This is a genomic window from Arhodomonas sp. SL1, assembly GCF_052060015.1.
Lineage (GTDB): Bacteria > Pseudomonadota > Gammaproteobacteria > Nitrococcales > Nitrococcaceae > Arhodomonas.
Genome location: NZ_JBPODZ010000001.1, coordinates 475,465 through 500,920 on the forward strand (window position 1 = coordinate 475,465; position 25,456 = coordinate 500,920).

Annotated in this window: 24 protein-coding genes and 1 tRNA gene; 16 read left to right on the forward strand and 9 right to left on the reverse strand. The window is 69.1% G+C overall.

Annotated elements, in window-relative coordinates; genetic code table 11:
• The first annotated feature begins 100 nt into the window (after positions 1-100).
• Together crcB and serS are read left to right on the forward strand one after the other, a co-directional pair.
• Entirely contained in the window at positions 101-478 is a 378-nt protein-coding gene (gene crcB, locus ACQ754_RS02225; RefSeq protein ID WP_440995354.1) for a fluoride efflux transporter CrcB, read from the forward strand.
• A 23-nt stretch (positions 479-501) separates the two neighbouring features.
• Positions 502-1,776, forward strand: a complete 1,275-nt coding sequence (gene serS, locus ACQ754_RS02230) for a serine--tRNA ligase (protein ID WP_440995355.1) — start codon at positions 502-504, stop codon at positions 1,774-1,776.
• A 6-nt stretch (positions 1,777-1,782) separates the two neighbouring features.
• Here the strand turns inward: serS and ACQ754_RS02235 are convergent, their stop codons facing one another.
• Complete coding sequence (locus tag ACQ754_RS02235; RefSeq protein WP_440995356.1) at positions 1,783-2,325, reverse strand: Smr/MutS family protein; 543 nt, start codon at positions 2,323-2,325, stop codon at positions 1,783-1,785.
• Positions 2,326-2,461: 136 nt separating this feature from the next.
• Here ACQ754_RS02235 and surE point away from each other — a divergent pair, with 136 nt between their 5' ends.
• From surE to rpoS, 5 genes are all read left to right on the forward strand, one after another.
• Complete coding sequence (gene surE / locus ACQ754_RS02240) at positions 2,462-3,211, forward strand: 5'/3'-nucleotidase SurE (RefSeq protein WP_440995357.1); 750 nt, start codon at positions 2,462-2,464, stop codon at positions 3,209-3,211.
• Positions 3,212-3,240: 29 nt separating this feature from the next.
• Positions 3,241-3,876, forward strand: coding sequence for a protein-L-isoaspartate(D-aspartate) O-methyltransferase (locus ACQ754_RS02245; RefSeq protein WP_440995656.1), 636 nt, complete (start codon positions 3,241-3,243; stop codon positions 3,874-3,876).
• The gene (locus ACQ754_RS02250; protein WP_440995358.1) at positions 3,873-4,454 is read left to right on the forward strand and encodes a YqaA family protein; all 582 of its coding nucleotides are present in this window, start codon (positions 3,873-3,875) and stop codon (positions 4,452-4,454) included. The genes ACQ754_RS02245 and ACQ754_RS02250 overlap by 4 nt, the downstream gene beginning before the upstream one ends.
• A complete protein-coding gene (locus ACQ754_RS02255) occupies positions 4,451-5,188 on the forward strand; it encodes a peptidoglycan DD-metalloendopeptidase family protein (protein WP_440995359.1) in 738 nt (245 codons plus the stop codon). The genes ACQ754_RS02250 and ACQ754_RS02255 overlap by 4 nt, the downstream gene beginning before the upstream one ends.
• Before the next feature lie 149 nt (positions 5,189-5,337).
• Positions 5,338-6,357 carry an RNA polymerase sigma factor RpoS gene (rpoS, locus tag ACQ754_RS02260; RefSeq protein ID WP_440995360.1) on the forward strand — a complete coding sequence of 340 codons (1,020 nt, stop codon included), beginning with the start codon at positions 5,338-5,340 and terminating at the stop codon, positions 6,355-6,357.
• 4 nt (positions 6,358-6,361) lie between these two features.
• On the opposite strand, the gene ACQ754_RS02265 is transcribed toward rpoS, so the two are convergent.
• On the reverse strand, positions 6,362-6,733 hold the full coding sequence (locus ACQ754_RS02265) for an Mth938-like domain-containing protein (RefSeq protein ID WP_440995361.1): 372 nt from the start codon (positions 6,731-6,733) through the stop codon (positions 6,362-6,364).
• Positions 6,734-6,905: 172 nt separating this feature from the next.
• Between ACQ754_RS02265 and alaC the strand changes: the two genes are divergently transcribed.
• Genes alaC through recJ form a run of 5 tightly spaced genes read left to right on the forward strand, consistent with a single transcriptional unit; the run spans position 6,906 to position 13,328 of the window.
• Positions 6,906-8,108, forward strand: coding sequence for an alanine transaminase (gene alaC / locus ACQ754_RS02270; RefSeq protein WP_440995362.1), 1,203 nt, complete (start codon positions 6,906-6,908; stop codon positions 8,106-8,108).
• On the forward strand, positions 8,105-9,415 hold the full coding sequence (locus tag ACQ754_RS02275) for a homoserine dehydrogenase (RefSeq protein WP_440995363.1): 1,311 nt from the start codon (positions 8,105-8,107) through the stop codon (positions 9,413-9,415). Before alaC ends, ACQ754_RS02275 begins: the two co-directional genes overlap by 4 nt.
• 8 nt (positions 9,416-9,423) lie before the next feature.
• Positions 9,424-10,563, forward strand: coding sequence for a threonine synthase (thrC, locus tag ACQ754_RS02280; RefSeq protein WP_440995364.1), 1,140 nt, complete (start codon positions 9,424-9,426; stop codon positions 10,561-10,563).
• Between the two features lie 3 nt (positions 10,564-10,566).
• Positions 10,567-11,583, forward strand: coding sequence for a hypothetical protein (locus ACQ754_RS02285; RefSeq protein WP_440995365.1), 1,017 nt, complete (start codon positions 10,567-10,569; stop codon positions 11,581-11,583).
• On the forward strand, positions 11,580-13,328 hold the full coding sequence (gene recJ, locus ACQ754_RS02290) for a single-stranded-DNA-specific exonuclease RecJ (RefSeq protein WP_440995366.1): 1,749 nt from the start codon (positions 11,580-11,582) through the stop codon (positions 13,326-13,328). Before ACQ754_RS02285 ends, recJ begins: the two co-directional genes overlap by 4 nt.
• A 1-nt stretch (position 13,329) precedes the next feature.
• On the opposite strand, the gene ACQ754_RS02295 is transcribed toward recJ, so the two are convergent.
• The 4 genes from ACQ754_RS02295 to pepN form a co-directional block, all read right to left on the reverse strand.
• Positions 13,330-13,905, reverse strand: a complete 576-nt coding sequence (locus ACQ754_RS02295) for a hypothetical protein (RefSeq protein WP_440995367.1) — start codon at positions 13,903-13,905, stop codon at positions 13,330-13,332.
• On the reverse strand, positions 13,902-15,326 hold the full coding sequence (locus ACQ754_RS02300) for a hypothetical protein (RefSeq protein WP_440995368.1): 1,425 nt from the start codon (positions 15,324-15,326) through the stop codon (positions 13,902-13,904). Before ACQ754_RS02300 ends, ACQ754_RS02295 begins: the two co-directional genes overlap by 4 nt.
• 75 nt (positions 15,327-15,401) lie before the next feature.
• Positions 15,402-17,462, reverse strand: a complete 2,061-nt coding sequence (locus ACQ754_RS02305; RefSeq protein ID WP_440995369.1) for a carboxy terminal-processing peptidase — start codon at positions 17,460-17,462, stop codon at positions 15,402-15,404.
• A 4-nt stretch (positions 17,463-17,466) separates the two neighbouring features.
• Complete coding sequence (pepN, locus tag ACQ754_RS02310; protein WP_440995370.1) at positions 17,467-20,118, reverse strand: aminopeptidase N; 2,652 nt, start codon at positions 20,116-20,118, stop codon at positions 17,467-17,469.
• Between the two features lie 148 nt (positions 20,119-20,266).
• Here pepN and ACQ754_RS02315 point away from each other — a divergent pair, with 148 nt between their 5' ends.
• Together ACQ754_RS02315 and ACQ754_RS02320 are read left to right on the forward strand one after the other, a co-directional pair.
• Entirely contained in the window at positions 20,267-21,520 is a 1,254-nt protein-coding gene (locus ACQ754_RS02315; RefSeq protein ID WP_440995371.1) for an MFS transporter, read from the forward strand.
• Positions 21,520-22,380, forward strand: coding sequence for an alpha/beta hydrolase (locus ACQ754_RS02320; protein ID WP_440995372.1), 861 nt, complete (start codon positions 21,520-21,522; stop codon positions 22,378-22,380). Before ACQ754_RS02315 ends, ACQ754_RS02320 begins: the two co-directional genes overlap by 1 nt.
• Here ACQ754_RS02320 and ACQ754_RS02325 read toward each other — a convergent pair.
• The gene (locus ACQ754_RS02325) at positions 22,368-22,838 is read right to left on the reverse strand and encodes a DUF6231 family protein (RefSeq protein WP_440995373.1); all 471 of its coding nucleotides are present in this window, start codon (positions 22,836-22,838) and stop codon (positions 22,368-22,370) included. The two genes, ACQ754_RS02320 and ACQ754_RS02325, sit on opposite strands and share 13 nt — an antisense overlap.
• Before the next feature lie 116 nt (positions 22,839-22,954).
• Between ACQ754_RS02325 and ACQ754_RS02330 the strand changes: the two genes are divergently transcribed.
• Positions 22,955-23,983: a quinone-dependent dihydroorotate dehydrogenase gene (locus ACQ754_RS02330; RefSeq protein ID WP_440995374.1), complete on the forward strand. Its 1,029-nt coding sequence runs from the start codon at positions 22,955-22,957 to the stop codon at positions 23,981-23,983.
• Here ACQ754_RS02330 and ACQ754_RS02335 read toward each other — a convergent pair.
• A complete protein-coding gene (locus ACQ754_RS02335) occupies positions 23,980-24,582 on the reverse strand; it encodes a rhomboid family intramembrane serine protease (protein WP_440995375.1) in 603 nt (200 codons plus the stop codon). The two genes, ACQ754_RS02330 and ACQ754_RS02335, sit on opposite strands and share 4 nt — an antisense overlap.
• A gap of 106 nt (positions 24,583-24,688) precedes the next feature.
• On the opposite strand from ACQ754_RS02335, the gene ACQ754_RS02340 reads away from it, so the two are divergent.
• A tRNA-Ser gene (locus ACQ754_RS02340) sits at positions 24,689-24,776 on the forward strand.
• 61 nt (positions 24,777-24,837) lie between these two features.
• Here the strand turns inward: ACQ754_RS02340 and ACQ754_RS02345 are convergent.
• Positions 24,838-25,446 carry a DUF4202 domain-containing protein gene (locus ACQ754_RS02345; RefSeq protein ID WP_440995376.1) on the reverse strand — a complete coding sequence of 203 codons (609 nt, stop codon included), beginning with the start codon at positions 25,444-25,446 and terminating at the stop codon, positions 24,838-24,840.
• Between the last annotated feature and the right edge of the window lie 10 nt (positions 25,447-25,456).

Below are 25,456 nucleotides of genomic sequence, written 5' to 3' on the forward strand. Positions count from 1 at the left end.
GGACGCAAGCCTTCGCCCGCGGGCCTTGTGCCGGTACAATCCCCGCCTATGCCGGGATCAGGGGTAGCGGGATTGGACAGGCACCCAGTGGCAGGCAGGGATGTGGGTTGAGGCCTCCGCCGTGGCGGTGGGGGGCGCGGCCGGCGCGGTGTTGCGCTTTCTCCTCACCCGCGGGATGACCTACTGGCTCGGGCACGGCTTCCCGTGGGGGACGCTGGCGGTCAATGTCCTCGGCAGCCTGTTGCTGGGGGTGCTGTTCGTCATTGCCGTGGAGCGCGGGGGCGTGCCGTTATTGTGGCGCGCCGGGCTCATGGTGGGGCTGTTCGGCGCGTTCACCACGTTCTCCACTTTCTCCGTGGACACAATGGTGTTGCTGGAAGACGGGGCACCGGTGCGGGCGTTGGCCAATGTGCTGGCCAACGTGACGGCCTGCCTGATCGCTGCATGGGTGGGTCTGCGCCTCGCGCGAGTGTTGTGAACGGATAGGATAAAGGTCGATCTATGCTGGATGTGAAGGCGTTGCGCGCGGATCCGGAGGGTGTGGCCGCCGGGCTGCGGCGACGTGGCTACGAGCTCGATGTGGCGCGTTATCGCGCCCTCGACGAGCGGCGCCGGGAGCTGCAGGTTCAGACCCAGGAGCTGCAAAACGAGCGGCGCACCCGCTCCAAGGCGATCGGTGCCGCCAAGGCCCGGGGTGAAGATATCCAGCCATTGCTCGACGAGGTGGCAGACCTCGGTGACCGGGTGCAGGCCGCCGAGGACGCGCTGGCGGAGGTCCAGGCGGAGCTCCACGACATCCATATGGGGATGCCCAATCTGCCCCATGCAGACGTGCCTGAAGGCGCCGACGAATCGGACAATGTCGTCGAGCGGTATTGGGGCGAGCCGCCGGCGTTCGAGTTCACCCCCCGTGACCATGTGGACCTGGGGGCGCAGGCCAACGGCATGGATTTCGAGGCCGCGGCCCGCCTGGCCGCCGCCCGGTTCGTGGTGCTGCGCGGTGCCGTGGCGCGGCTGCACCGCGCCCTCGCGGGCTACATGCTCGACGTACAGACCCGGGAGCACGGTTACCAAGAGGTCTACGTGCCGTATCTGGTTTCCCCGCAGACCCTGGAGGGCACCGGCCAGCTCCCGAAGTTCGGGGACGACCTGTTCGCCATCGCCGGCGAGCACTCCCTGTATCTCATCCCGACCGCTGAGGTGCCGGTCACCAACCTGGCCGGGGCGCAGATCCTCGAGGCGGATGCGCTGCCGATGAAGATGGTGGCCCAGACGCCGTGCTTTCGCTCGGAGGCCGGTTCCTACGGCAAGGACACCCGGGGCATGATCCGCCAGCACCAGTTCGAGAAGGTGGAGCTGGTGCAGGTCACCCGACCGGAGGATTCCTATGCCGCGCTGGAGGAGCTCACCGGCCACGCCGAGCGCATCCTCCGCGAGCTGGGTCTGGCCTATCGGGTGGTGACCCTGTGCACCGGAGACATGGGCTTCGCCGCGGCCAAGACCTACGACCTGGAGGTCTGGTTGCCGGGGCAGCAGGCCTATCGCGAGATCTCCTCCTGCAGCAATACCGCGGCCTTCCAGGCCCGGCGCATGCAGGCGCGCTGGCGGAACCCGGAGACGGGCAAGCCGGAGCCGGTGCATACCCTCAATGGGTCGGGGTTGGCGGTGGGGCGGTGCCTGATCGCGGTGCTGGAGAACTACCAGGAGGCCGACGGTCGGGTGCGGCTGCCGGAGGTGCTCAGACCGTACTTCGATGGGGCGGAGTACCTCGGCTGAGCACCTTCAGCCACCGACAAGCACGTAGACCGCCCCGGTGCCGCCGTCGACCCGGCGAGCCGAGCAGAAGGCGAGGACGTCGTCGCGCTGGCGCAGCCAGCGGTCGACGCGCCCCTTGAGCACCGGACCATCGTTACCCGATCGCCGTCCCTTGCCGTGGATCACCCGCACGCAGCGGATGCCGCGCAGGTGGCACTCGGCGAGGAACTCCCGAAGCGCGCCGGATGCCTCCCCAACGGTCATGCCGTGGAGGTCGATCTCCCCCTGGACCGCGTACTGGCCGCGGCGCAATCGGCGCAGGACCTGCCGATGGACGTCCCTGCGGAGGTAGCTCAGCGCCTCGCCGCGCTCGGCACCAAGGTCGGCATCGTCCAGCGGTGGGCGCAGCAGCTCGTCCATGACCTGGTCATTGTCCGCCATGCGTTGGCGCGGTACCGGCCGCGGGCGCGGTCGGTAGAGCTCGCGTCGGCCGTGCTCGCGCAGGCGGCGCACGTCACGCATGGCCTCCCGAAAGGCGTTGCTGTCCGAGTCGCGGTCCCCGTTGTACACGACGCCCTCCCGGTTTCGCGGCTAGGGTCTACTGGGCCCTTGGCGCGTATGCTACCCGGGCGATGCCCTGCTGTGCCAGCTGGATAGCCGGCTTCGTGAAGGTATACTGTGGCATTTCCGGCGCCATGGGGGGAGCATGCGCATTCTGCTGAGCAACGATGATGGCTACCGTGCCACCGGGCTGCGGACACTGGCGGAGGCGGTGGGCCGTCACGGCGAGGTGGTGGTGGTAGCCCCGGAGCGCGACCGCAGCGGCGCCTCCAACTCGCTGACCCTCGACGTTCCCCTGCGGGTCTGGCCCGTGCGGGAGGGGGTCTTCCGGGTGGAGGGCACGCCCACGGATTGTGTCCATCTCGCGGTCACCGGGCTGCTCGACCCGGAGCCGGACATGGTGATCTCGGGGATCAACGCCGGTGGCAATCTGGGCGATGACGTGCTCTATAGCGGCACCGTGGCGGCGGCCACTGAGGGGCGACACCTGGGGCTGCCCGCCATCGCTATTTCCCTGGCGGGGGAGGAGCCGACGCACTACGCCACGGCGGCCCGGGTCGCCGAGCGCCTGCTCGAGCGCCTGCGCCACGATCCCCTCCCCGCGGACACCATTCTCAACGTGAACGTGCCGGATTGCCCCTGGGAGGGCCTCCGGGGCTTCGAGGCCACGCGGTTGGGGCAGCGGCACCGCGCCGAGCCGGTGGTCCGCGACCAGGACCCCCGCGGTCGCCCCATCTACTGGATCGGGCCGCCCGGTGATGCCGACGATGTCGGCCCCGGGACCGACTTCAACGCGGTTCGCCGGGGTTACGTATCGATAACGCCCTTGCAGGTGGACCTGACGCGTTACCAGGCCCTGGAGCAGATCGCCGGCTGGCTCGGGGGGCTGGCGTGAGCAACGGGCAGCAGCGCCGGGGCATAGGGATGACCTCCGAGCGCACCCGCGAGCGCCTGGTCCGTCGCCTCGCGAACGCGGGCATCCGTGACCCAAGGGTCCTGAACGCCATGCGCCGCGTACCGCGCCATCTCTTCGTCGACGAGGCCCTGGCGAGCCGGGCCTATGAGGACACCGCGCTCCCCATCGGCCACGGCCAGACCATCTCCCAGCCCCATGTGGTGGCGCGGATGACGGAAGTCCTGCTCGGCGACGGCGACCCGCCGGCCAAGGTCCTGGAGATCGGCACCGGCTGTGGCTACCAGACCGCGGTGCTCGCCACGCTGGTGGAGCGGGTGTTCACCATCGAACGAATCCGCGGGCTCTACAGCCGTGCCAATGGCCACCTCCGCGAGCTCGGCGTGCACAACGTCCGACAGCGCCTCGGTGACGGCTACCTGGGCTGGCCGACAGAGGCCCCCTTCGACGGGATCCTGCTGACCGCTGCCCCGCCGTACGTCCCCGAGGGGCTGCTGGCGCAACTGGCCCCCCAGGGACGCCTGGTGGCGCCGGTGGGTGAGCCCGGTGCCCAGGCCCTGCGGCTACTGATCCGCGGGGATGAGGGCATCGAGGCCCGGGATCTGGCGCCGGTGAGTTTCGTGGCGATGCAGGAAGGGCTGCCGTGAGCCACCTGTTCAGCCGGCTTTATGAGCGGACGCTGCAGTGGGCAAGGCATCGCCACGCCGTATGGCTACTCGGGCTGTTGAGCTTCTCGGAATCGTCGTTCTTTCCGGTGCCGCCCGATGTGATGCTCGCCCCCATGGTGCTCGCACGGCCGACGCGCTGGTTGCAGCTCGCCGGGATCACTACCCTGGCCTCGGTGGCCGGCGGGGTATTGGGTTACCTGATCGGTGTGTTCGCCCTGGAGCTGGTAGAGCCGCTGATCCTCGAGCTTGGATACTGGGGCTCCTACGAGACGGCCCGGGAGTGGTTCGTGCGCTGGGGTTTCTGGGTGGTGCTGCTTGCCGGCTTCTCACCCATTCCCTACAAGATCTTCACCATTGCCGCCGGGGCCATGGCGTTGGCGCTCGTGCCGTTCGTGCTCGCCTCTGCGGTCGGGCGTGGCGCGCGCTTTGTCCTGGTCGCGCTGCTCGTTGCCTGGGGGGGACCGAGGGTTGAGCCTTGGTTGCATACCTATATCGACCGTATCGGCTGGATGAGCGTCGCGGTGGCGGTCGTGGCCGTGGCACTGTTGCAGCTTTGATCCGCGCCTTGCTGGTGGCGGCGCTGCTGGTGGTAAGTGGCTGCGCCGAATTCGACTATGGGCAAGGTGCACGAGGGTCGAAGCCGCCGGCGGTCTACCGCGTCCAGCAGGGCGACACCCTCTACGAGATCGCGGTCCGGTATGGCCTGGACTACCGCCGGGTGGCCCGCTGGAACGGGCTGTCACCGCCCTATACCATCTACCCGGGCCAGCGGCTCAGCCTCCGCCCCAGCGCCGGTGGCGGCACCAGCGCGGCCCAGCGCCGCTCCGATGACGGTGCGCCGGAACCGGCCGCCCCGGCGGATCGCCGGGCGGAATCGGAGCCGCGGCCGGCGGGGGGCGATGCCGAGGCGGCGGAACCGCCCGGCGGCTGGCAATGGCCGCTCGGCGGATCGGTGCTCAGCGGATACCGTGCCAGCGCCAATGGACGGCAGGGTATCACCATCGGCGCCGAGGACGGCGAGGCGGTACGGGCCGCCGCACCCGGGCGGGTCGTCTACAGCGGTAGCGGGCTGCGCGGCTACGGTCGGCTGGTCATCGTCAAGCACAACGACGCCTTCCTAACGGCCTATGCCTACAACGACGCGCTGCTGGTCGAGGAGGGTGCCAACGTCGATGCCGGGGAGCCCGTGGGTCGCCCCGGCCGCACTCCCGAGGGCGAGGAAGGCATCCATTTCGAGCTCCGGCGTCACGGCAAGCCCGTGAATCCCCTGGATTATCTCCCTGGCCGCTAGGGCGCCGCCGGCCCCGGGGACCCCCGTTGCTTCGCCACCGCTGCAGGCATATATTGGAGCCGTAACGATAACGATAAGCCCGTTTTCCGTGGACCATCGGGTTCCTAAACGTACCGGCCCCAGCGGGCCGGCGGGCATGGAGGAGCAGCATGGCGAGCAAACAGGCGCTGAGGGTCGATCCCGCAGCCATCGACGACGTGGAAGAGGATGCCGAGGCCGGGCTCGTCGTCGTCGCGGATAATGATCCGGCCACGGCCATCGAGGACACGGACGAGGAGATCAGAGAAGACGACACCACCGAGGTCGGCCGCCCCCGCAGGGGCGGCGAGTTGGACCACACCCTCGATCCCACCCAGTTATATCTCAACGAGATCGGATTCTCCCCCCTGTTGAGCGCCGAGGAGGAGGTGTACTACGCCCGGCGGGCCCAGCGCGGTTGTGCACGTTCGCGCCAGCGGATGATCGAGAGCAACCTGCGGCTGGTGGTGAAGATCGCCCGCCGCTATATGAACCGCGGCCTCGCCTTCCTCGACCTCATCGAGGAGGGGAATCTGGGGTTGATCCGCGCGGTGGAGAAGTTCGATCCGGAACGCGGTTTCCGCTTCTCCACCTATGCCACCTGGTGGATCCGCCAGACCATCGAGCGGGCGATCATGAATCAGACCCGCACCATCCGGCTGCCGATCCACGTCATCAAGGAGATCAACCAGTACCTGCGCACGGCGCGGCAACTCGTGCAACAGCTCGACCACGAGCCCACCATCGAAGAGATCGCCCGTGCCATGGACCGACCCGTCGAGGACGTGCGCCGGATGATGGGACTCAACGAGGGAGTGACCTCCGTCGACGTCCCCATCGGCCGGGAGGCGGATCGGGTGCTCCTCGACGCCATTCCCGACGAGACCAACCCGGATCCGTTCTCCGCCCTCGAGGATGATGATGTCCTCCACCACCTGGACGCCTGGCTGGAGCAGCTCACCGAAAAGCAACAGGCGGTGGTGATGCGCCGCTTCGGGCTGCGCGGCTTCGAGAAGGCGACCCTGGAGGAGGTCGGCAACGAGATCGGGGTTACCCGCGAGCGGGTGCGTCAGATCCAGATCGACGCCCTGCGTAAGCTCCGTGACGTCATGGAGCGAGCGGGCTTTTCCCAGGAGACGGTGTTCGGCTGAGCCCTCAGCGCAGCAGGAGGGCGGCGGTGACCCGCCGCCCCTCCGCCATGAGGATGTTGTAGGTGCGACAGGCAGCGGCGGTGTCCATCACTTCCATGCCGATGCCGCGCTCCAGCACCGCCAGCATGACCGCACGCGAGGGGAAGCGCTGGGTCTCGCCGGTGCCGAGGAGCACCACCTCCGGCTCCAGGGCCAGTACGGGGTCGAAATGCTCCCGGGCAAGCTCCTCGAAGCGCTGGGGCGGCCACTGCGCGTCCAGCGCCTCCGGCGCGAGCACCAGGCTGGTGGTGTAGCTCGTCTCGTTTACAACGATGCGGCCGGCATCATACCCTCGGATGCGGTAGCTGCCGTCGCCCCGTTCCTCGGTCAGTTTCATGGGCGAACAATAGCCCAGTGCCCCCGATGGCGACAAGGGCGGCGGGCGTCAATTGACAGCTCCCGGCGCCGCCAGTAGCTTTTACCGTCTGCTGTCCGCACGCGATTCCGCTCGCCCGCGGGCGCCGCCGCGAGGCGCCGCCGGGGCGGCACAACCATCACAGGGGCCCGAGGTGAACGAGGAATTCCAGCGCATACGCCGGCTGCCGCCTTATGTGTTCAATATCGTCAACGAGCTCAAGGCGGCGGCACGGGCCCGCGGCGAGGATATCGTCGACTTCGGCATGGGCAATCCGGATCGGCCCACCCCCCAGCACATCGTCGATAAGCTCGTGGAGGCGGCCCAGCGCCTGGACACCCATCGCTATTCCATGTCGCGCGGGATTCCGCGGCTGCGCAAGGCCATCTGTGACTGGTACGCACGCCGCTATGACGTGGATCTGGATCGGGAAACCGAGGCCATCGTCACCATCGGCTCCAAGGAGGGGCTGGCCCACCTGGCGCTCGCCACCCTGGGGCCGGGGGACAACGTGCTGGTGCCGAACCCCAGCTATCCCATCCATCCCTACGGTGTGGTGATCGCGGGCGCCGATTTGCGCCATGTCCCACTGGTCCCCGGGGTGGATTTCTTCGAGGAATTGGAGAAGGGCATCAAGGACACCTGGCCGAAGCCCAAGATGCTCATCCTCAACTTCCCGTCCAATCCCACCGGCAACTGCGTGGACCTCGAGTTCTTCGAGCATGTGATCGCGATCTGCCGGGAGCACGGGATCTGGGTGGTCCATGACCTGGCCTATGCCGATATCGTCTTCGACGGCTATCGCGCCCCCTCCATCCTGGAGGTGCCCGGGGCCAAGGAGGTGGCCGTGGAGTGTTTCTCGCTGTCGAAGAGCTATAACATGCCCGGCTGGCGGGTGGGGTTCGTGGTTGGCAACGAGCAGCTCATCGCCGCCCTGGCGCGGATGAAGTCCTACCTGGATTACGGCATGTTCACCCCCATCCAGGTGGCGGCCATCGCGGCCCTGGATGGTCCGCAGGACTGCGTGGAGGAGATCCGCGAGACCTACCGGCGACGCCGGGACACGCTCTGTGACGGCCTCGCCCAGGCCGGCTGGCCGGTGGAGCGGCCGCGGGCGACCATGTTCGTGTGGGCCCCCATCCCCGAGCCCTACCGTGGCATGGGGTCGCTGGAATTCGCCAAGAAGCTCCTGGCGGACGCCAAGGTGGCCGTCTCGCCGGGCATCGGTTTCGGTGAGTACGGTGATGACCACGTCCGTTTCGGGCTCATCGAGAACGAGCACCGCACTCGCCAGGCGATTCGTGGTATCAAGCAAATGTTCCGCAGGGATGGCTATCTAAAGGAGGCGAGCTCTTGAAACCGGTGAAGGTCGGCCTGCTGGGGCTGGGAACCGTCGGCGGCGGCACCGTCAACCTGCTGGAGCGCAACCGCGACGAGATCGGCCGGCGCGCCGGGCGCGACATCGAGATCGTGCACGCGGCGACCCGCCATCCCGATCGCCCGCGGACCTGTTCCACCGAGGGGATCCGGCTGACCAGCGATCCCTTCGAGGTGGTGGACGACCCGGAAACGGAGATCATCGTCGAGCTCATCGGCGGCGAGGAGCTCGCCAAGGAGCTCACCCTCCGGGCCATCGATCGTGGCAAGCACGTGGTCACCGCCAACAAGGCGCTGATCGCGGCCAGCGGCAACGAGATCTTCGCCCGGGCCCGGGACCGGGGCGTGACCATCGCCTTCGAAGCGGCGGTGGCCGGCGGCATCCCGGTGATTAAGGCCATCCGTGAGGGGCTGGTGGGCAACCGCATCGAGTGGCTCGCGGGGATCATCAATGGCACCGCGAACTTCATCCTCTCGGAGATGTTCCACGCCGACCGCGAATTCGGTGAGGTGCTCGCCGAGGCACAGCGCCTGGGCTACGCCGAGGCGGACCCTACCTTCGACGTGGAGGGCGTGGACGCGGCGCACAAGCTGACCATCCTGGCCTCCATCGCCTTCGGCATCCCGCTGCAGTACGACAAGGTCCACGTGGAGGGGATTTCCCATGTAGGCCAGGAAGACGTCGCCTACGCCCAGGAGCTCGGCTTCCGGATCAAGCACCTCGGCATCGCCGAACGCACGGACGCCGGTATCGCGCTGCGGGTGCACCCGACGCTGCTGCCGGCACGCCAGCTGCTGGCCAGCGTCGACGGCGTGATGAACGCGGTGATGATCCATGGCGATGCCCTTGGGCCGACTCTGTATTACGGACCGGGGGCCGGTGCCGAGCCCACCGCCTCGGCGGTGGTCGCCGACCTGGTGGACGTCGTCCGCGAGTTCACCCTCGCCCCCGAGGACCGGGTCCCCTATCTCGCTTTCCAGTCCCATGCGCTCTCCGATGAGCCGGTGCTGCCCATGGACCGGGTGGAGACCGCCTACTACCTGCGGATGCAGGCGCTGGATCGTCCCGGCGTGCTCGCCGAGGTGGCGCGCCTGCTCGGGGAGGCGGGGATCAGCATCGAGGCCATCATCCAGAAGCAGCCCGCCCCCGGGGCGGAGGATGTGCCGGTGATCATCCTCTCTCACCGGGTACAGGAATGGCAGATGGACCAGGCCTGCCGCTCCATCGAGGCCCTTGAGGCCATACGCGGGCAGGTCCATCGCATGCGTGTGGAGACGCTGGAGTAAATCGGGCAATGCCATTCAGAAATCGTTATACCGGCCTCATCAACAAGTACCACGACCGCCTGCCCCTGGCGGACGACGCGCGCGTCATTAGCCTCGGCGAGGGTGGCACGCCGCTGATCCGGCTGAACAACATACCCCGCGCCCTGGGGCGGGACGTGGACCTGTACGTCAAGTTCGAGGGGCTCAACCCCACCGGCTCGTTCAAGGACCGGGGTATGACCGTGGCAGTCAGCCAGGCGGTCTCGGAGGGCAGCAAGGCGTTGATCTGCGCGTCGACGGGTAACACCTCCGCATCGGCGGCGGCGTACGCGGCGCGGGCCGGTATCACGGCCTTCGTGCTCATCCCCGACGGTAAGATCGCCATGGGCAAGCTCGCCCAGGCGATCATGCACGGCGCGACGGTGCTGCAGATCCGCGGCAACTTCGATGACGGGATGCGCATCGTCAAGGAGCTCGCCGACGAGGCACCGGTCAGCATCGTGAACTCGGTCAACCCCTATCGCCTCCAGGGGCAGAAGACCGCCGCCTTCGAGATCGTCGAGGAGCTCGAGCGCGTCCCCGACTATCACTGCCTGCCGGTGGGGAATGCGGGCAACATCACCGCCCACTGGATCGGCTACAGCGAGCTCGCCCTCGGCCCCCACGACGAGGCCACCGCTGCCTGTGCCTTCTGCGCCGGCCATTGCCGTTACCAGTGTGGGCTGGTACGGGAGCGCCCGCGGATGGTGGGCTTTCAGTCCCGCGGTGCGGCCCCGTTCCTGCGCGGCGAGCCGGTGGCCGAGCCGGAGACCGTCGCCACCGCCATCCGCATCGGTAACCCCCAGTCCTGGGAGTACGCCTGGGCGGCGAGCCGCGAATCCGGAGGCTGGTTCGACGAGCTCGGCGATGACGAGATCCTCGACGCCCAGCGCATGCTCGCCGGCCACGAGGGGGTTTTCTGCGAGCCCGCCTCGGCCGCCTCCCTGGCCGGCGCGATGCGCGACATCCGCAGCGGCCGTATCGAGCAGGGCAGCACCGTGGTCTGCACCCTCACGGGGCATGGCCTCAAGGACCCGGACGTCGCCCAGCGCTATTCCGCGGAGGCGGTGAGCACCGTGGACGCGGACACCGCAGCGGTCAAGAAGGCCATTCTCGGGCGCCTGGACTGAGCCATGGCGGCCGGCGGGGTGGTGCACCTGCTGGCCCCCGGCCTGCTCGGCCCGGTGCCGGCGCAGCTGCAGGAACTGGTATCGCGCCGCGGTGCCTACCCGGCCACGGAATGGCTCCTGGCCCGGGCAGGGCGCTGCGGGGCCGCGCCTGCATTCCTCTCCCCCTGGCCGGCCGCCTTCCCGGGTGCCGGTGCGGTGGGGGTCCTCGGCGCGGGGGGAGAGCCGGGCGAATTCCCCTGGTGCTGCGCCGATCCGGTTCACCTGCGCCCCGACCGGGACCGCGTGATGGTTTTCGCCGGCGCCCACGTCATGCTGAGCGAGGCCGAGGCCACGCAGGTCCGCGATGCCTTTAATGCCCAGTTCGTGGCCGATGGCCTGGAGCTGCGCTGCTTCGGCGGCCACTTGTTCCTGCGCCTGCCCAGCCCCCCATCAGCGCTGGCCGGCGCGGGGGCCGGCGTGGCGACCCGGGAGGTCGCCGGACGACACCTGGGCGATTACAGCGGCATCGAAGCGGCCGACCAGGAATGGCGGCGACTGCTCAACGAGACACAGATGCTGCTCCACGGTCTGGCGCTGAACGCGCGCCGGGAGGAATCGGGAATGCTGCCGATCAACGGCCTCTGGTTCTGGGGGGCCGGAACGTTGCCGGCCGTGGCGGGCGATGGGATGCCACCCCTGGCCCTGAGCGATGACCCGGTGGTCAGCGGCCAGGTGCGCCTGCGTGGCGGCAGCGTCGACGCACCGGTGGCCCGTTACCGCGATCTCCCCGCCGATCAAGACATGATCGCGGTCTGGGGGGATGCGGACCGGGCCCTCTGCGGCGGTGATGTCGAAGGCTGGCTGGCGGCGTTACAGGCGTTCGAGGCGGACTGGGCCGTACCGGCGAGCGAGGCCGTCGCCCGCGGCCACCGACGGGCGGTGTGCGTCTACCCCGGTGGCGACCGGGGTTTCCGCCTCGACGGCCACGCGCGCCTGCGGTTCTGGCGCAGGGGGGGAGCCATCCGGCGGTGGCTGCAATGATGCCCGACCCGGGCCCGGTGGCGGTGGCGCGCCGTCCCGTGGACGCCGAGGCGCAGCGGCGGCTCCCGCCGCACTGGCACCCCGTTCTGCGCCGGGTCTACGCGGCCCGGGGGATCGATCACCCGGAGGCCCTGGATCGTCGCCTGGAGGTGCTGCCCGACCCCGCTACCATGGGTGGTACCGAGGCGGCCGCACGGATCCTCGCCGATGCCGTGGCGAAGGGGCGACGAATCCTGCTGGTGGGCGACTTCGACGCCGACGGCGCCACCAGCTGTGCCGTGGGCCTGCGCGCGCTGCGCGCTATGGGCGCCGATGCCGTGGACTATCTGGTGCCGAATCGCTTCCAGTACGGCTACGGCCTCAGCCCCGCGCTGGTGCGGGAGGCGGAATCCTTGGCACCGGAGGTCATCGTCACGGTGGACAACGGCGTCTCCAGTATCGATGGGGTGAGGGTGGCCCGGGAACGGGGCATGCAGGTCATCGTAACCGACCATCATCTGCCCGGGGCGGAGCTGCCGCCGGCGGATGCCCTGGTCAATCCCAATTGCCCGGGTTGCGGCTTCCCGGCGAAGACGTTGGCCGGAGTGGGCGTGATCTTCTACGTCATGGCCGCACTCCGGCGCCTGCTCCGTGCCCGCGGCCGATTCCCGCAGCAGGCACCTCCACTCGCGGGGTTGCTGGATCTGGTGGCGGTGGGGACGGTCGCCGATGTGGTGCCCCTGGAGCGCACCAACCGGGCCCTGGTCCACCAGGGGCTCGCCCGTATCCGTGCCGGTCGTGCGTGTCCGGGCATCAAGGCCCTGCTGGAAGTTGCCGGCCGCGATCCCGCACGGGTAGTGGCGGCGGATCTCGGTTTCGCGGTCGGGCCCCGGCTGAATGCGGCGGGACGGCTGGAGGATATGTCTGTGGGCATCGAGTGCCTGCTCAGCGACGACCCCGGCCGTGCCCGGGAGCTTGCCGCGGAGCTGGATGCGCTCAATCGCCGCCGCCGGGTGATCGAGGCGGACATGAAGGCGGAGGCCATGGAGCACGTCGCCGAGGGGGTCGCAGCACTCGAGGGCCAGTCTCCGCCGCCGGTGTTGTGTCTGAGCCGAGCGGAGTGGCATCAGGGGGTCGTCGGCATCGTCGCCGCCCGCCTCAAGGAGCGTTTCCACCGGCCGGCCATCGTCTTCGCACCCGACGAGGACGGCCAGCAGCTCAAGGGTTCGGCGCGCTCCATCCCCGGCGTCCACATGCGGGACCTCATCGAGCGGGTCGATACCTTGGAGCCGGGGCTGATCACGGGTTTCGGGGGCCACGCCATGGCCGCCGGTCTCACCCTTCCTCGGACGCATTTCGGACGCTTCGAGGCGCTGTTGCGAGAGGTCGCTGATCAGTGGATCGACGGGCAGGACCTGACTGCTACCCTCTACACGGACGGCCCGCTGGCACCCGCGGAGCTGAGCCTGGACACGGCCATGGCGCTGCGCTCGGGCGGCCCCTGGGGACAGGGTTTCCCGGAGCCGGTCTTCGAGGGACGTTTCCGGGTACTTCACCGGCGGGTCGTCGGTGGGGACCACCTCAAGCTCTCGGTGACCCCCGCGGACGCTGACACCGCGGTGGACGCGATCGCCTTTGGCGCTGTCGAGGCGGGCTGGCATGAGCTCGGCGAGCGGGTCGACATGGTCTACCGCCTGGAGGTAAACGCCTACCGGGGCGAGGAGCGTCTGCAGCTGGTCGTCAGGCACATGGCCGAGGCGGTGTAGCTCACTCTGCGGTCTCTCCCTCCCCCGCAGCGGGTGCCAGTCGCGGCGCCGCTAGCGGCAGTACGGTGACCGGCACATCCTTGCCCCATATCGTCCGCCATGCCCCGAGCTCCCGGCGGGGCGTGGCGGCCGGCAGGTCAATGAGCAGCACCCGCCGGAAGGCGTCGCCGGGCGGGAGGCTCGCCGGCGGCGTGGCGGCGGCGATGCGGCCCACGAGCACGGCGGCCGCAGGCATGTCCTTTTCCACGCAGCGGGCCGGCTCAGGGCGCCACTGCTGGCGCAGGGCGATCTCGGTGGCGGGCCCCTCCAGCATGCGGGCCGCCGCGAGCACCTGTGCCGCCCGAACGCCCGGGCGCTCGGCCAGGGTGAGATCCACTACCAGGCTGTCACCGATGAGGACGCGCAGGTCATCCCCGCCGCGGGGCCGCTCCAACTGTCCGAGCGGCAGCAATGGTGGGATCCGCCCGATCACCGCCGGATCGATGAGCAGGCACTGGCGCTCCCCCGCGGCAAGGGGCTGCACCGCGAGCAACAGCGCGGCGAGCACCCCGATCCACGGGCCGGCCATCCGGTTCATCCGCTTTCACCGCGGGCGGCATCCGGCAGGTCGCGGCGCCGCCGAAGGGACCGCTCGATGAACAGCGGAGCGAAGACCACCAGATCGTATAAGGCCAGCAGCAGACGCGAGAGCCCGCCGGTGACCAACGCAAGCAGCCGTAGCGCCAGCTCCGTCGCGCGCAGGATGGCGATACCGCTGGCGAGCATGGCCAGGCGTCCCTGCCGGACCGTCTGCTCGAAGGCGGTGGGCACGACGGCGAGGAACAGGGCCAGGCCGAAGGCCAGCACGGCCTGCGCGACGGCTGGGATCCACAGCAGCACCGGTTCCAGGGGGGCGCCACTGCCGCGGGTATACAGGGCATCGGCTGCGGCGTCCAAGGTCAGTAGATAGTCGCGCAGAAGGGCCAATGCCGCCACGGAGACCGCGAGGACGGCGAGCAGCACGCCTGCCCCGATGCCGAAGGCCAGCCGTATGGCGGTGCGCGCGTTACCGAGGCCGGGGATCAGCCGCGTCACCCTTGCGGTTTCGGTCAGCAGCAGTCCGCAGGTGACGATCATGGCGAGCAGGGCCGTGGTGAGCCAGGACGAGAACGGGGCCCCGCCTGGTGCACTACCGAGACCGGCGCCCACCTCCACCAGCGAGCGCCCGACGAGGCCGTGCAGGATCACCGCCCCGGCCGCCGCCGCGGCGAGCAGCAACATTGCCGTCACCCAGCGTGCCAGGGTCAGCCCGGCGGCACGGCGGGCGCGGTCCGGTTCGCGGGTACTGAGCCGCTGGAAGCGCTCGATCTGGCGGTGGACCGCCGCGGCGCGCCCCTCGACGCGTTGCAGATCCGCTTGAATGGTACCTAGCGTGCGCTCGACCCGCCGCCACACCGGGACCATGCGGCGGAAGATACGATGCCGGCGGCGGCTCGCCGCGCGGTAGCTCTGCAGGGTCTCGTGGCAGGCGCGGTCCAGGGTCCCGTGCATGTCCTCCAGCAACCGCGTAACCGAGGGGTCCTCGGGCCGCGGCAGGTTCGCCACCGTCTCCAGGGCGTGGACCCACTCGGGTGGACGGGGCGGTGCCTCCTCCGATTGTCGGTAATCTTCCTCGAGGCGATGGATGCGCTCGCTGAGCTGCCGGTGGAGGTGGGGAAAGCCAGAGAGGTCCCGCTGGACGGTCCGCTCCAGCTGCATCACCTCGCGCCGTACGCGGTCCTCGGCCTGTTCGCGGGCGTCCGCGAGGAGCATGCGGCGATAGCTACGGCCGAGGCGCAGGCGCCCGCGCACCAGGGCGGCGACTCCATGGCCGAGGCCACGCCGCGCGCGCCAGTCCAAGACCATGACAAGACGACGCGCCGGTCGACGGGCGAGGTAGAGCAGGGCGACGAGCACCCCCACCCAGAGCGGTCCTGATATCCAGGGGCTGTCGAAGGGAACGTGCAGAAGCCGCTGCATCCCGATGCTGATCCCCGCGTGACGCGAAAGGTCCCCACTCTGCGACGCACGGCCGCAGAGGGCAACCCTCCCGGCCTACTCCGCGGCGGCGGCGGTGCGCCGAACGGGGCTCGCGCCGGTAAGCACGGCCAGATCCGCGGTGATGCGTGCGGCCTCTCGGAGGACAAGATCCGGCCGATCCTCGTCGGTGAGCTCGTCCAGGCTCGCCACGGGCTCGCGGCCCATGGCCTCGAGCTGCCGGTTCACCGCCTCGAGTCGCGCCGCCCGCGCCTGTTCGGCCCGCTCGCGGCGGACCTCTTCGTCCAGGGAAACGCGGTCCGTGCGTTGCTCCTTGGTGCGATGGCTGACCTCCCGTGCCAAGGCCCGCATCGCCGGGTCGCTGTCCATCCGCGCCGCGTGACGCTCACGCAGTTCCGCAATCGGCAGCGCGCCCGGCCCACGCCGATAATCCACGGCCCGGATTTCGTCCCACGGCAGTGGATTGTCGGTATCGCGTTCGCCGGTCTCGCCACCGGCACCCATGGGCAGGGCCACATCCGGTTCCACGCCGCGAAGCTGAGTGCTCTCGCCGGTGACCCGGTAGAACTTGGCCACCGTCATCTTGAGCCGGCCCGTGGGTTGCTCGCTATCGAGGCCGAAGCGCTCCAGGTTGACCATGGTCTGCACGGTACCCTTGCCAAAGGTGCGCGCCCCCATCACTACGCCGCGGTCGTAGTCCTGGATGGCCGCGGCGACGATCTCCGAGGCCGATGCGCTGTAGCTGTCCACTATCACACCCAGGGGCCCGCGGTAGGCGATGGCGCCGCCGTCGTCATCCTCGAGTACTTCCCGTTCGCCGGTGCTGCGCTGTACCTGCACGATGGGGCCATGCTCGATGAACAACCCCGCCACACGCGTCGCCTCCTCCAGGGAGCCGCCGGCGTTGCCGCGGAGGTCGAGGACGATGCCATCCACCTCATCACGGATCTCGCCGATCAGCCGTTCCACGTCCCGGGAGGTGCTGCGGTAGTCCTCGTCGCCGGCCTCCGCCGCCTCAAAGTCCATGTAGAACGCGGGCACATCGATCACACCCACACGATGCCCGTCGGGACCGGTATCCGTGGTCAGCACCCGGGCGCTCGCGGCCTGTTCCTCGAGCTCGATGCGGTTGCGGGTCAGCCGTACCACCTCGGGGGAGGCATTGCCACCGCCGGCGGCGGGGAGCACCCGTAAGCGCACCTCCGATTCCCGCGGCCCGCGGATGAGATCCACCACGTCGGAGAGCCGCCACCCGACCACGTCCACCATCTCCTCGTCGCCCTGGGCCACGCCGATGATCCGGTCGCCGGGGGAGAGGTCGCCGCTCCCCGCCGCCGGCCCACCGGGGATCAGCTCGACGATCTCGGTATAGGCACCTTCGCCCTTCAGCAAGGCCCCGATGCCCTCGAGGGACAGGCTCATGTTGATGTCGAAGTTCTCCGAGCGCCGGGGCGAGAGATAACTGGTGTGGGGGTCGTAACGGCTCGACCAGGCGTTCATGAAGGCCTGGAAGATATCCTCCGGCTTGTACTGGCCGATGCTCCGGCTGAGTCGCTCGTAACGCTCGCGCAGGGTCTTGCGTACGTCCTCCCAGGGGGTGTCGTCGTTCATGCGCAGGGTGAGCGCGTCGTGACGGACGCGCTTGCGCCACAGGGCGTCCAGCTCCGCGCGGGATTCCGCCCACTCGGCATCGTCCCGGTCGATACGGAACTCGCCGCTGCCTTCGCGCAGCGCCGCGCCTTCCTCGATCAGGGAAAGGGCGAACTCGACGCGTTCCTGCACGCGCTGGTAGTAACGGTCGAAGACCGCCCAAGCCGGGCCGAGATCGCCGTCGCGGATGCGGTCGTCGAAGGTCCGGCGATAGTCCGCAAAGGCCTCCACGTCCTTGGCGAGGAAGTAGTAACGCTGGGGATCCAGGGCGTCGAAGTACGCCCGATAGACCTCTTCGGAGAGGTCGTCATCGATCGCCTGCTCCCGGAAGTGGTACTGGCTGAGCAGCTCCGCTACCAGACGGGCCTCGCCCTGTTGCAGGGAGGTGGGCTGGGGCAGCGGCGCCGCCGACAGCGAGGCCGCGGCCAGCAGGCCCAACAAGGCGGCAATGATGGAGGCGTGTTTCATGGGTCTACCCGTGCTGCTTGTCCCCTTGGGGCTCGAGGCTGCGCGCGATCACCTCGCGCACGTCCTTCGACAGTGCCGGTGCCTGATCGATCCGCTCGAGTGCTGTGCGCATCGCCGTGCCACGGCCCTCATCATAGCGCCGCCAGCGGCTCAGCGTCTTGGCCAGGCGCGCCGCGATCTGGGGATTGATGCCATCGAGTGCGAGCACCCAGTCCGCCAGGAAAGTGTAACCACTGCCGTCACTGCGGTGGAAATGATAGGTGTTGCCCTGACAGAAGGCGCCGATGAGCGCGCGCACCCGGTTGGGGTTGCCGGCGTCGAAGGCAGGGTGGTCAGTGAGCGCGCGTACCCGCTCGAAGGCGTCCTCGCGGCGTGACAGGGCCTGCACCCGGAACCACTTGTCCAGGACCAGCGGATCGGCTTGCCAGCGCTCGGCGAAGGCCTCGAGCTCGGCCTCGGCCTCCGGCATGGGGCTGTCGGCGAGCAGGGTGAGGGCGGCCATGGTATCGGTCATGTTGTCCGCCTCGCGGTAATGGGTCAGGCAGCGCTCCAGGCCATCAGAATCGCCGGCGGCGAACAGATAGTCCAGTGCCAGGTTACGCAGCCGCCGTCGGCCCATGTCCACTGGGTCCGGCCGATAGGTGCCGGTAACCCGGTTGTCGTCATAGGCCTTCCGAAGCTCGGTGCCGAGCCGCCGCCCGATCTCGGCACGCAGGTGCTCGCGCGAGTGATGGATGCCCGCCACATCGATGACCTCCATTTGCTCGGCGAGATACCCCTCCGCCGGCAGGGTCAGGGCCTCGGCCACCAGGGCCGGATCCGCCGCCGGATCGGTGAGCGTGCGCCGGAAGGCTTCCAGGAAATACTCGGGCGCGTCCTCGGGGCCCCGGTCCACCCAGCGCAGGAGGATGCGGCTGGCCAGGCGCTGGCCGGCTTCCCAGCGGTTGAAGTCATCGCTGTCATTAGCGAACAGAAAGGCGAGGGACTCGTCGCTGTAGTCGTATTCCAGGCGCACCGGCGCGGAGAAGCCGCGCAGCAACGAGGGGACGGGCCGCTGGGACAGGCCCTCGACGACGAATCGCTGCTCCGCCTCGCGCAGCTCGAGCACGCGCGTACCGGCGGCGCGCTCGTCCTCGCCACTGAGGCGGACGGGCAGGTCATGGCCGTCGGTGTCCAGCAGCCCCAGGGCCACGGGGATGTGCAGCGGCTGCTTCTCCGGCTGGTCCGCCGTCGGCGGGGTGTGCTGGGACAGCATGAGGGTCAGGTGGCCCGTCTGCGGATCGAATTCATCGGTGACGGTCACTACCGGCGTCCCGGACTGGTGGTACCAGCGCGCGAACTGGCCGAGATCGACGTCGTTGGCGTCGGCCATGGCGGCGAGGAAGTCCTCGCAGGTCACCGCCTGTCCGTCGTGGCGCTGGAAGTACCGATCCAGCCCCCGACGGAAGCCATCCTGGCCGAGCAGGGTGTGGTACATCCCGATGACCTCGGCGCCCTTCATGTACACCGTCGCCGTGTAGAAGTTGTTGATCTCGGCATAGGACTGCGGGCGCACCGGGTGGGCCATGGGGCTGGCGTCCTCGGGGAACTGCGCCGCGCGCAGGGTGCGCACTTCCTGGATGCGCCGCACCGCCGGCGAGCCGCGATCGGCACTGAACTGCTGCTCGCGGAAGACCGTCAGGCCCTCCTTGAGACTGAGCTGGAACCAGTCGCGCAGGGTGACGCGGTTGCCGGTCCAGTTGTGGAAGTATTCATGGCCGATCACCGCCTCGATATTGGCGTAGTCGGCGTCGGTAGCGATCTCCGGGCGGGCGAGGATGTACTGGGTATTGAAGATATTCAGCCCCTTGTTCTCCATCGCCCCCATGTTGAAGTCGTCAACGGCGACGACCAGGTAGTTATCCAGGTCGCATTCGAGTCCATAGGTGTCCTCGTCCCAGCGCATCGCCGCCTTCAGCGAGCGCATGGCGTGCTCGGTGCGGCCGGCATTGGTGTGCTCGGTATAGATCGCCAGGCGAATGTCCCGACCGGAGGGTGTGGTGTGGCAATCCTCGTGGCAGTGGAGATCGCCGGCCACCAGCGCGAACAGGTAGCTCGGTTTCGGGAAGGGGTCCCGCCAGCGTACCCAGTGCCGGCCCGCGCCGGCATCGCCGCTGGCCACCGGATTGCCGTTGGACAGCAGAATGGGGTAGCCGTCCCGGTCGGCGGCGATGGTGACCGTGTAGCGCGCCATCACGTCCGGGCGATCGGGGAAGTAGGTGATCCGGCGAAACCCCTCGGCCTCGCACTGGGTGCAGAACATGCCGCCGGAACGGTACAGTCCTTCCAGACGGGTGTTGTCCTGCGGGCGGATACGGGTGATCACCTCCAGGGTGAATCGGTCCGGGACCTCCTCGATGGTCAGCGCCGCCTCGTCGAGCCGGTACCGCCCTTCCGGCATGGCCGCCCCATCCAGGCGCAGGGCCTCCAGTACCAACTCCTCGCCGTCGAGGACCAGGGGCGCCTCCGGCGCAACCCCGGCACCGCGCCGTACGGACAGGCGCGAATGCACCAGCGCGTGATCGTCGTGGAGGTCGAATTCGAGCTCCACCTCGTCGACAAGATAGGGCGGGGCGGTATAGTCGCTCAGGTGAACGAGGGTGGGCGCCTGGCTCATGGCCTCTCCGTGTCGCTGTCGGTGTGTTCGTCGCTAGGGTAGCGCCCCCGCGCCGTGGGGCACAGGGGGGAGCCACACTCGGCCGCCCCCGTGCCGCCACCGAGCGGTTTTGCTATCCTCCTCGCCTTTTATGGTTACGGGGGCAGGTATGGGCTCGGCTCAGGGGGTCCGGGACACCAGCGGGCTCGCCACGGGGGCGGTGGCGCTCGCCGTGTTCGTGCCTTTCGCGCTCGGTTATTTCCTCTCCTACGTCTACCGCACCGTCAATTCGGTGATCGCGCCCAATCTGGTGGCGGACGCCGGGATCAATGCCGCGGACCTGGGGCTGCTGACCAGTGCCTTCTTCCTCGCCTTCGCGCTGGCGCAGCTGCCTCTGGGGATGTTGCTGGACCGCTTTGGCCCCCGGCGGGTGGAGGCGGCGCTCCTGGTGGTGGCAGCGGTGGGGACCTGGTTGTTCTCGCGCGGCGATGACTTGGTCTCGCTGACCATCGGCCGGGCCCTGATCGGACTCGGCGTTTCCGGCTGCATGATGGCCGCCTTCAAGGCCTTTGTGCAGTGGTTTCCGGCACGACGGCTGCCGTTCGTCAACGGTTGCCTCCTCGCGGTGGGCAGCACCGGCGCACTGGCCGCCACCGGTCCGGTGGAATGGCTGCTGGCCTTTACGGACTGGCGTACCCTGTTCGTCGGGCTCGTGGCCCTGTCCCTGGCCATCGCCGCCTCGCTGATGGTGATCGTGCCCGAGCACCGCGAGGAGCCGGCCCATCTGGGCCTGCGCGCCCAGCTCGGTGGCATCGTCACGGTCTTCCGTGACCGCTACTTCTGGTCCATCGCCCCGCTCACGGTCTGCTCCCAGGCGGCGTTCCTCGCCATACAGGGGCTGTGGGCGGGTCCCTGGCTCCGCGATGTGGCGGGCCTCGATCGCGCCGGCGTCGCTGTGCACCTGACGCTGCTGGGCCTGTCCGTGGTCGTCGGATTCCTGCTGTCCGGCATCATCGCCACCCGCCTCGCGCGACGCGGTATCGCCCCGGGTTCCATCGCCGTCGCCGGCATGGGTGGCTTCCTGGTGTTCCAGCTCGGCCTCGTGGCGTTCCCCGCCAGTTCGCCGATCGTGCTGTGGATCGGCTTCGGGTTGCTCGGCACCAGCGGCACCATCCCGTATGCCGCCCTCTCCCAGCATTTCCACGGCCAGCTGGCAGGGCGCGCCAACACCGCCCTCAATCTGCTGGTATTCGTGGGCGCCTTCGGCGTCCAGTGGGGCATGGGGGCACTGCTGCACCTCTGGGAGGACCCGGTTTCCCAGACGTACGGCGCCGGCGGCTATCACGCCGGCATAGGCGCGCTGGTGGTGCTACAGGCGATGGCCCTGGCCTGGTTCCTCCACGGCCGGAGGAGGGTGGGGTAATGTTCCGGTCATGGCTGGACTGGTGGGACGTCGTCGCCGGTGGGGCGGTGACGCCATTGGCGGTAACGTACCCCCGGGAACGGGTGCGGGGGCGACGGGCACCGCCGACCCTCCTGATCCATGGGGCCTATGCCGGGGCCTGGTGCTGGGAACCCCACTGGCTGGATTACCTCGCCGTGGCAGGTGTGCCCGCCCAGGCACCGGACCTGCGTGGGCACGGGGCCAGCCGGGGACCCCTGAACAGCGCCGGCATCGGGGACTACGTGGCCGATATCGAGGCCATGATGGCGGAGCTCGGCGAGCCCTGCGTCCTGGTCGGGCATTCCATGGGCGGCTTCATCATTCAGCGGGTCATCGAGCGCCGCCGTCATCCGCTGGCTGCCGCGGTGCTCATGGCGCCGGTCCCGCCCTCGGGTTTGCTCGCCGCCGGCCTGCGGCTGCTCGGCCGTGACCCGGCGCTTGCCGGACAGCTGGGAATGATGCAGGGCATCGGTCCCGCGGCGGTGGATCCGGGTATCGCCCGTCGCGCCTTGTTCTCTGACCGGGTCCCCGATGCAGTGGTCCGCCAATATGCCCCCCGAATGCAGCGGGAGTCGCCCCGTGCGATCTGGGATATGGCCTTCGGCCCGTTGCCCGCCACCACTGCGCTGCGGAATGCGGGGGTCCCGTTGCTGATGCTTGCCGCCGCGGAGGACCTCCTGTTCCCGGTGTCGGAGCTCCAAGACGCCGCCGCCCGCATGGCGGCGGATTTCTCGCTGGTGCCGGAGATCGGCCACGGAATGATGCTCGAGCCGCACTGGGAAAGCGCCGCGGCGGCCGTGCTCGAGTGGCTGGCGGCGTGCGGCGTCTACCAGCGGTAGCGGTCCCACATCTCCGGGTTCGCCCAGTTGCGTGGGTTGAGCCAGTCGGGGGTGGTCTTGTAGGTGGAGATATCGAACTCGTAGAGCGACACCGGCCCGGCGGCGTCCCGGCAGTCCCCCAGGTGGATATACCCAAGCGCCACCAGGTCGCTGCGCCGCCAGGGGTAGGAGGCGGCCGCATCGGTGGCCACCAGTACGTGGCGGGCGCACAGATCGCGCAGCCGGGCGAGGACCACAGCCGCGTCGCCCGGCTCGATGGCGGCATCGGCGGCAATGAGCGCCAGATCATAGCGCACGCCCGGTTGCAGGGCCGTGACGGCCTCGGCGGGCGCCAGGGGTGTCACCCGCGCGCTATGGGCACTGGGTGGTTGCAACCGCGAGCCGATCGTGACGATGGTCTGCGGCTCGAGGGCGTGGATGATGGCGGCGAGGCGGCCGTCTAGCTCCGGTTCGTTCATGATCGCGGTCCTTCTGGCCCGGCCCCAAGCGTACCATGCCGGGTAGGGGGTGATTGGCGCGATGGTGGCGCCCGGTGGGAGAATCAACGCGCAACGGACAAGGAGCGAGCCGCGAGATGTACCCCCTGATACGGCGCCTGCTGTTCCTGCTGGATGCCGAAACCGCCCATACGGCTAGCCTGGGCATGCTGCCCGCCCTCCAGCGCAGCGGTCTGCTGCGCCTGGCGCTCGGCGCGCCGCCATCGCAGCCGATCACCTGCATGGGGCTGCGCTTCCCCAACCCTGTAGGCCTGGCCGCCGGGCTCGACAAGGACGGGGATCACCTGGATGCCTTAGGCGCCCTGGGCTTCGGTTTTGTCGAGCTCGGCACGGTGACCCCGCGGCCGCAGCCGGGCAACCCGCGACCGCGGCTCTTCCGGCTCCCGGGGGACACCGCCCTCATCAATCGTTTCGGTTTCAATAACAAGGGGGTACACCACCTGGTGGAGCGGGTACGCCAGCGACGCTATCCGGGGGTGGTGGGGATCAACATCGGCAAGAACCGGGACACACCACTGGAGCGGGCGGAGGAGGACTACCGTTATTGCCTGGAGCAGGTGTACCCCCACGCGGACTACGTGGTGGTCAATATCTCCTCGCCCAATACGCCGGGGTTGCGGGACCTCCATGAGGCGGAGCATCTGGACACGCTGCTGGCGACGATGAAGGTCGAGCAGCAGCGGATGGTGGATCGTCACGACCGCTACGTGCCGCTGGTGGTGAAGATCTCGCCGGATCTGGACGAGGCCGCCGTCCGGATTACCGCCGAGCGCGTCCTCGCCCACGGCATAGATGGCGTGACTGCGACCAATACCACCCTATCGCGGGAAGGCCTCCGTGATCGTGTGCGCGCCCAGGAGGCCGGTGGCCTCAGCGGCGCGCCCCTGCGTCCGCGGGCCGACACGATATTGGCGACATTGCATCGCAGCCTCGACGGGCAGGTGCCGCTCATCGGTGTCGGTGGGATCACCCGGGGCGAGCATGCAGCGTCCAAGCGCCGGGCCGGGGCGTCCCTGATCCAACTCTACACGGGGCTGATCTACCGCGGCCCGGCGCTGGTCCGGGAGTGCGCAGCCGCCTTGCGTGACGCGCCCGGTCCGGGCTAGCCCATGGGGGAGAGCAGCTCGCTGAAGAAGCGTGGCAGCAGCGCCGGCTCCAGTAACAGCATGAATCCCACACCCCAGGCCGCGCCGGCGAGATGGGCGCCGTGATTGACATTGTCCGCCGCGCGGCGATCCGCCCATACCGAATAGCCGAGATAGGCCACCGCAAAGACGATGGCGGGCACGGGAACGATGAAGACGAGCAGCATGGACCAGGGCTGCAGCAATATGTAGGCGAACAGTACCGCCGAGACCGCACCCGAGGCACCGAGGCTGCGGTAACCGGCGTCCCGACGATGTCGCCAGTGGGTGGGTAACATGGCGAGGACGATGCCGGCGAGATAGAAGAGCACGAATCCGGCGACGCCGATGTGAGGCACCAGCACGCGCTCCATCACCCGGCCGAAAAAGTAGAACGTGACCATGTTGAATAGCAGGTGGGCGCCGTCGGCGTGAATGAAGCCGTGGCTCAGTAGCCGCCACCACTCGCCACGCGCCACCGCCGGCGGCCAGTAGATCAGTGCATCCAGGAGGTGGGGCCGCTGCCACGCGGCCAGGGAGACGCCGACGGTGATCAGGATGATCAGCACGGTAAGGGACATGACAAGGCTCGCGCGGCGTGAAGGAACGCAGACCCTACCGTGCCCGGCGCGAAGGGGGAAGCGCCCTTGCCTTGGACCCGGCCCCGCGGGAAAATGACGGGCTTACGGAGGAGTGGCCGAGCGGTCGAAGGCGGCGGTCTTGAAAACCGTTGACCCTACGGGGTCCGGGGGTTCGAATCCCTCCTCCTCCGCCACGCATTCGCTTCCACGCCGCCGTGCCGTCCCGGATAGCCCGCTGGTCCTGTTTCCCGTCCCTCATTCCGACGGGCCCTCTAGGGCGGCAGTGACCTGGGCGCGGACTTCCTCCGCCATGGGGATTTCCATGGCGAGCCCCCGGGCGCGGGGCGACATCTTTCCCCAGGTCCGGCGCAGGATCCGGTGGAGATGCTCCGTATCGACCCGCCCGGAAAACTCGGCTAGGTACCCCTCGAGAAACACCAGGCAGGCACAGTCCTCCACCGCCTGCGCCTCTGGGTCCCGACCAAGCCCCTCCTTGCGCACCAGGCTGGCCAGGCGCTCCGCTTCGGTCGCCGGGTAGCCGGCATCCAGGGCTATGGCCGCGGCGCGGGCGCCGGCGCTTCGGGCCTGCTCACGGCGCCAGCGCAGATAGCCCGTGCGGCCTTCGGGATACTCGCTGCGCGGGAGCTGCCAGCGTTGGAGGTGTTGGCCCCGCACCGCCAGGCGTAGGAGCTCACTGGGAGGGTGTTCACACACCTGGTCCAGCCATGCGCTCATTCGTTGCGCATGCCAGAGCTCCTGCGGCTGCTCTCCGACCGCCGTGCGCACAGCTCGGGGATCCTCGGCGTGGAGATCATCCAGGGCCCGAAGGGCTTGCTCGAAAGGGCTCGCGCGGGTGCTCGCCATTGCTCCTCCC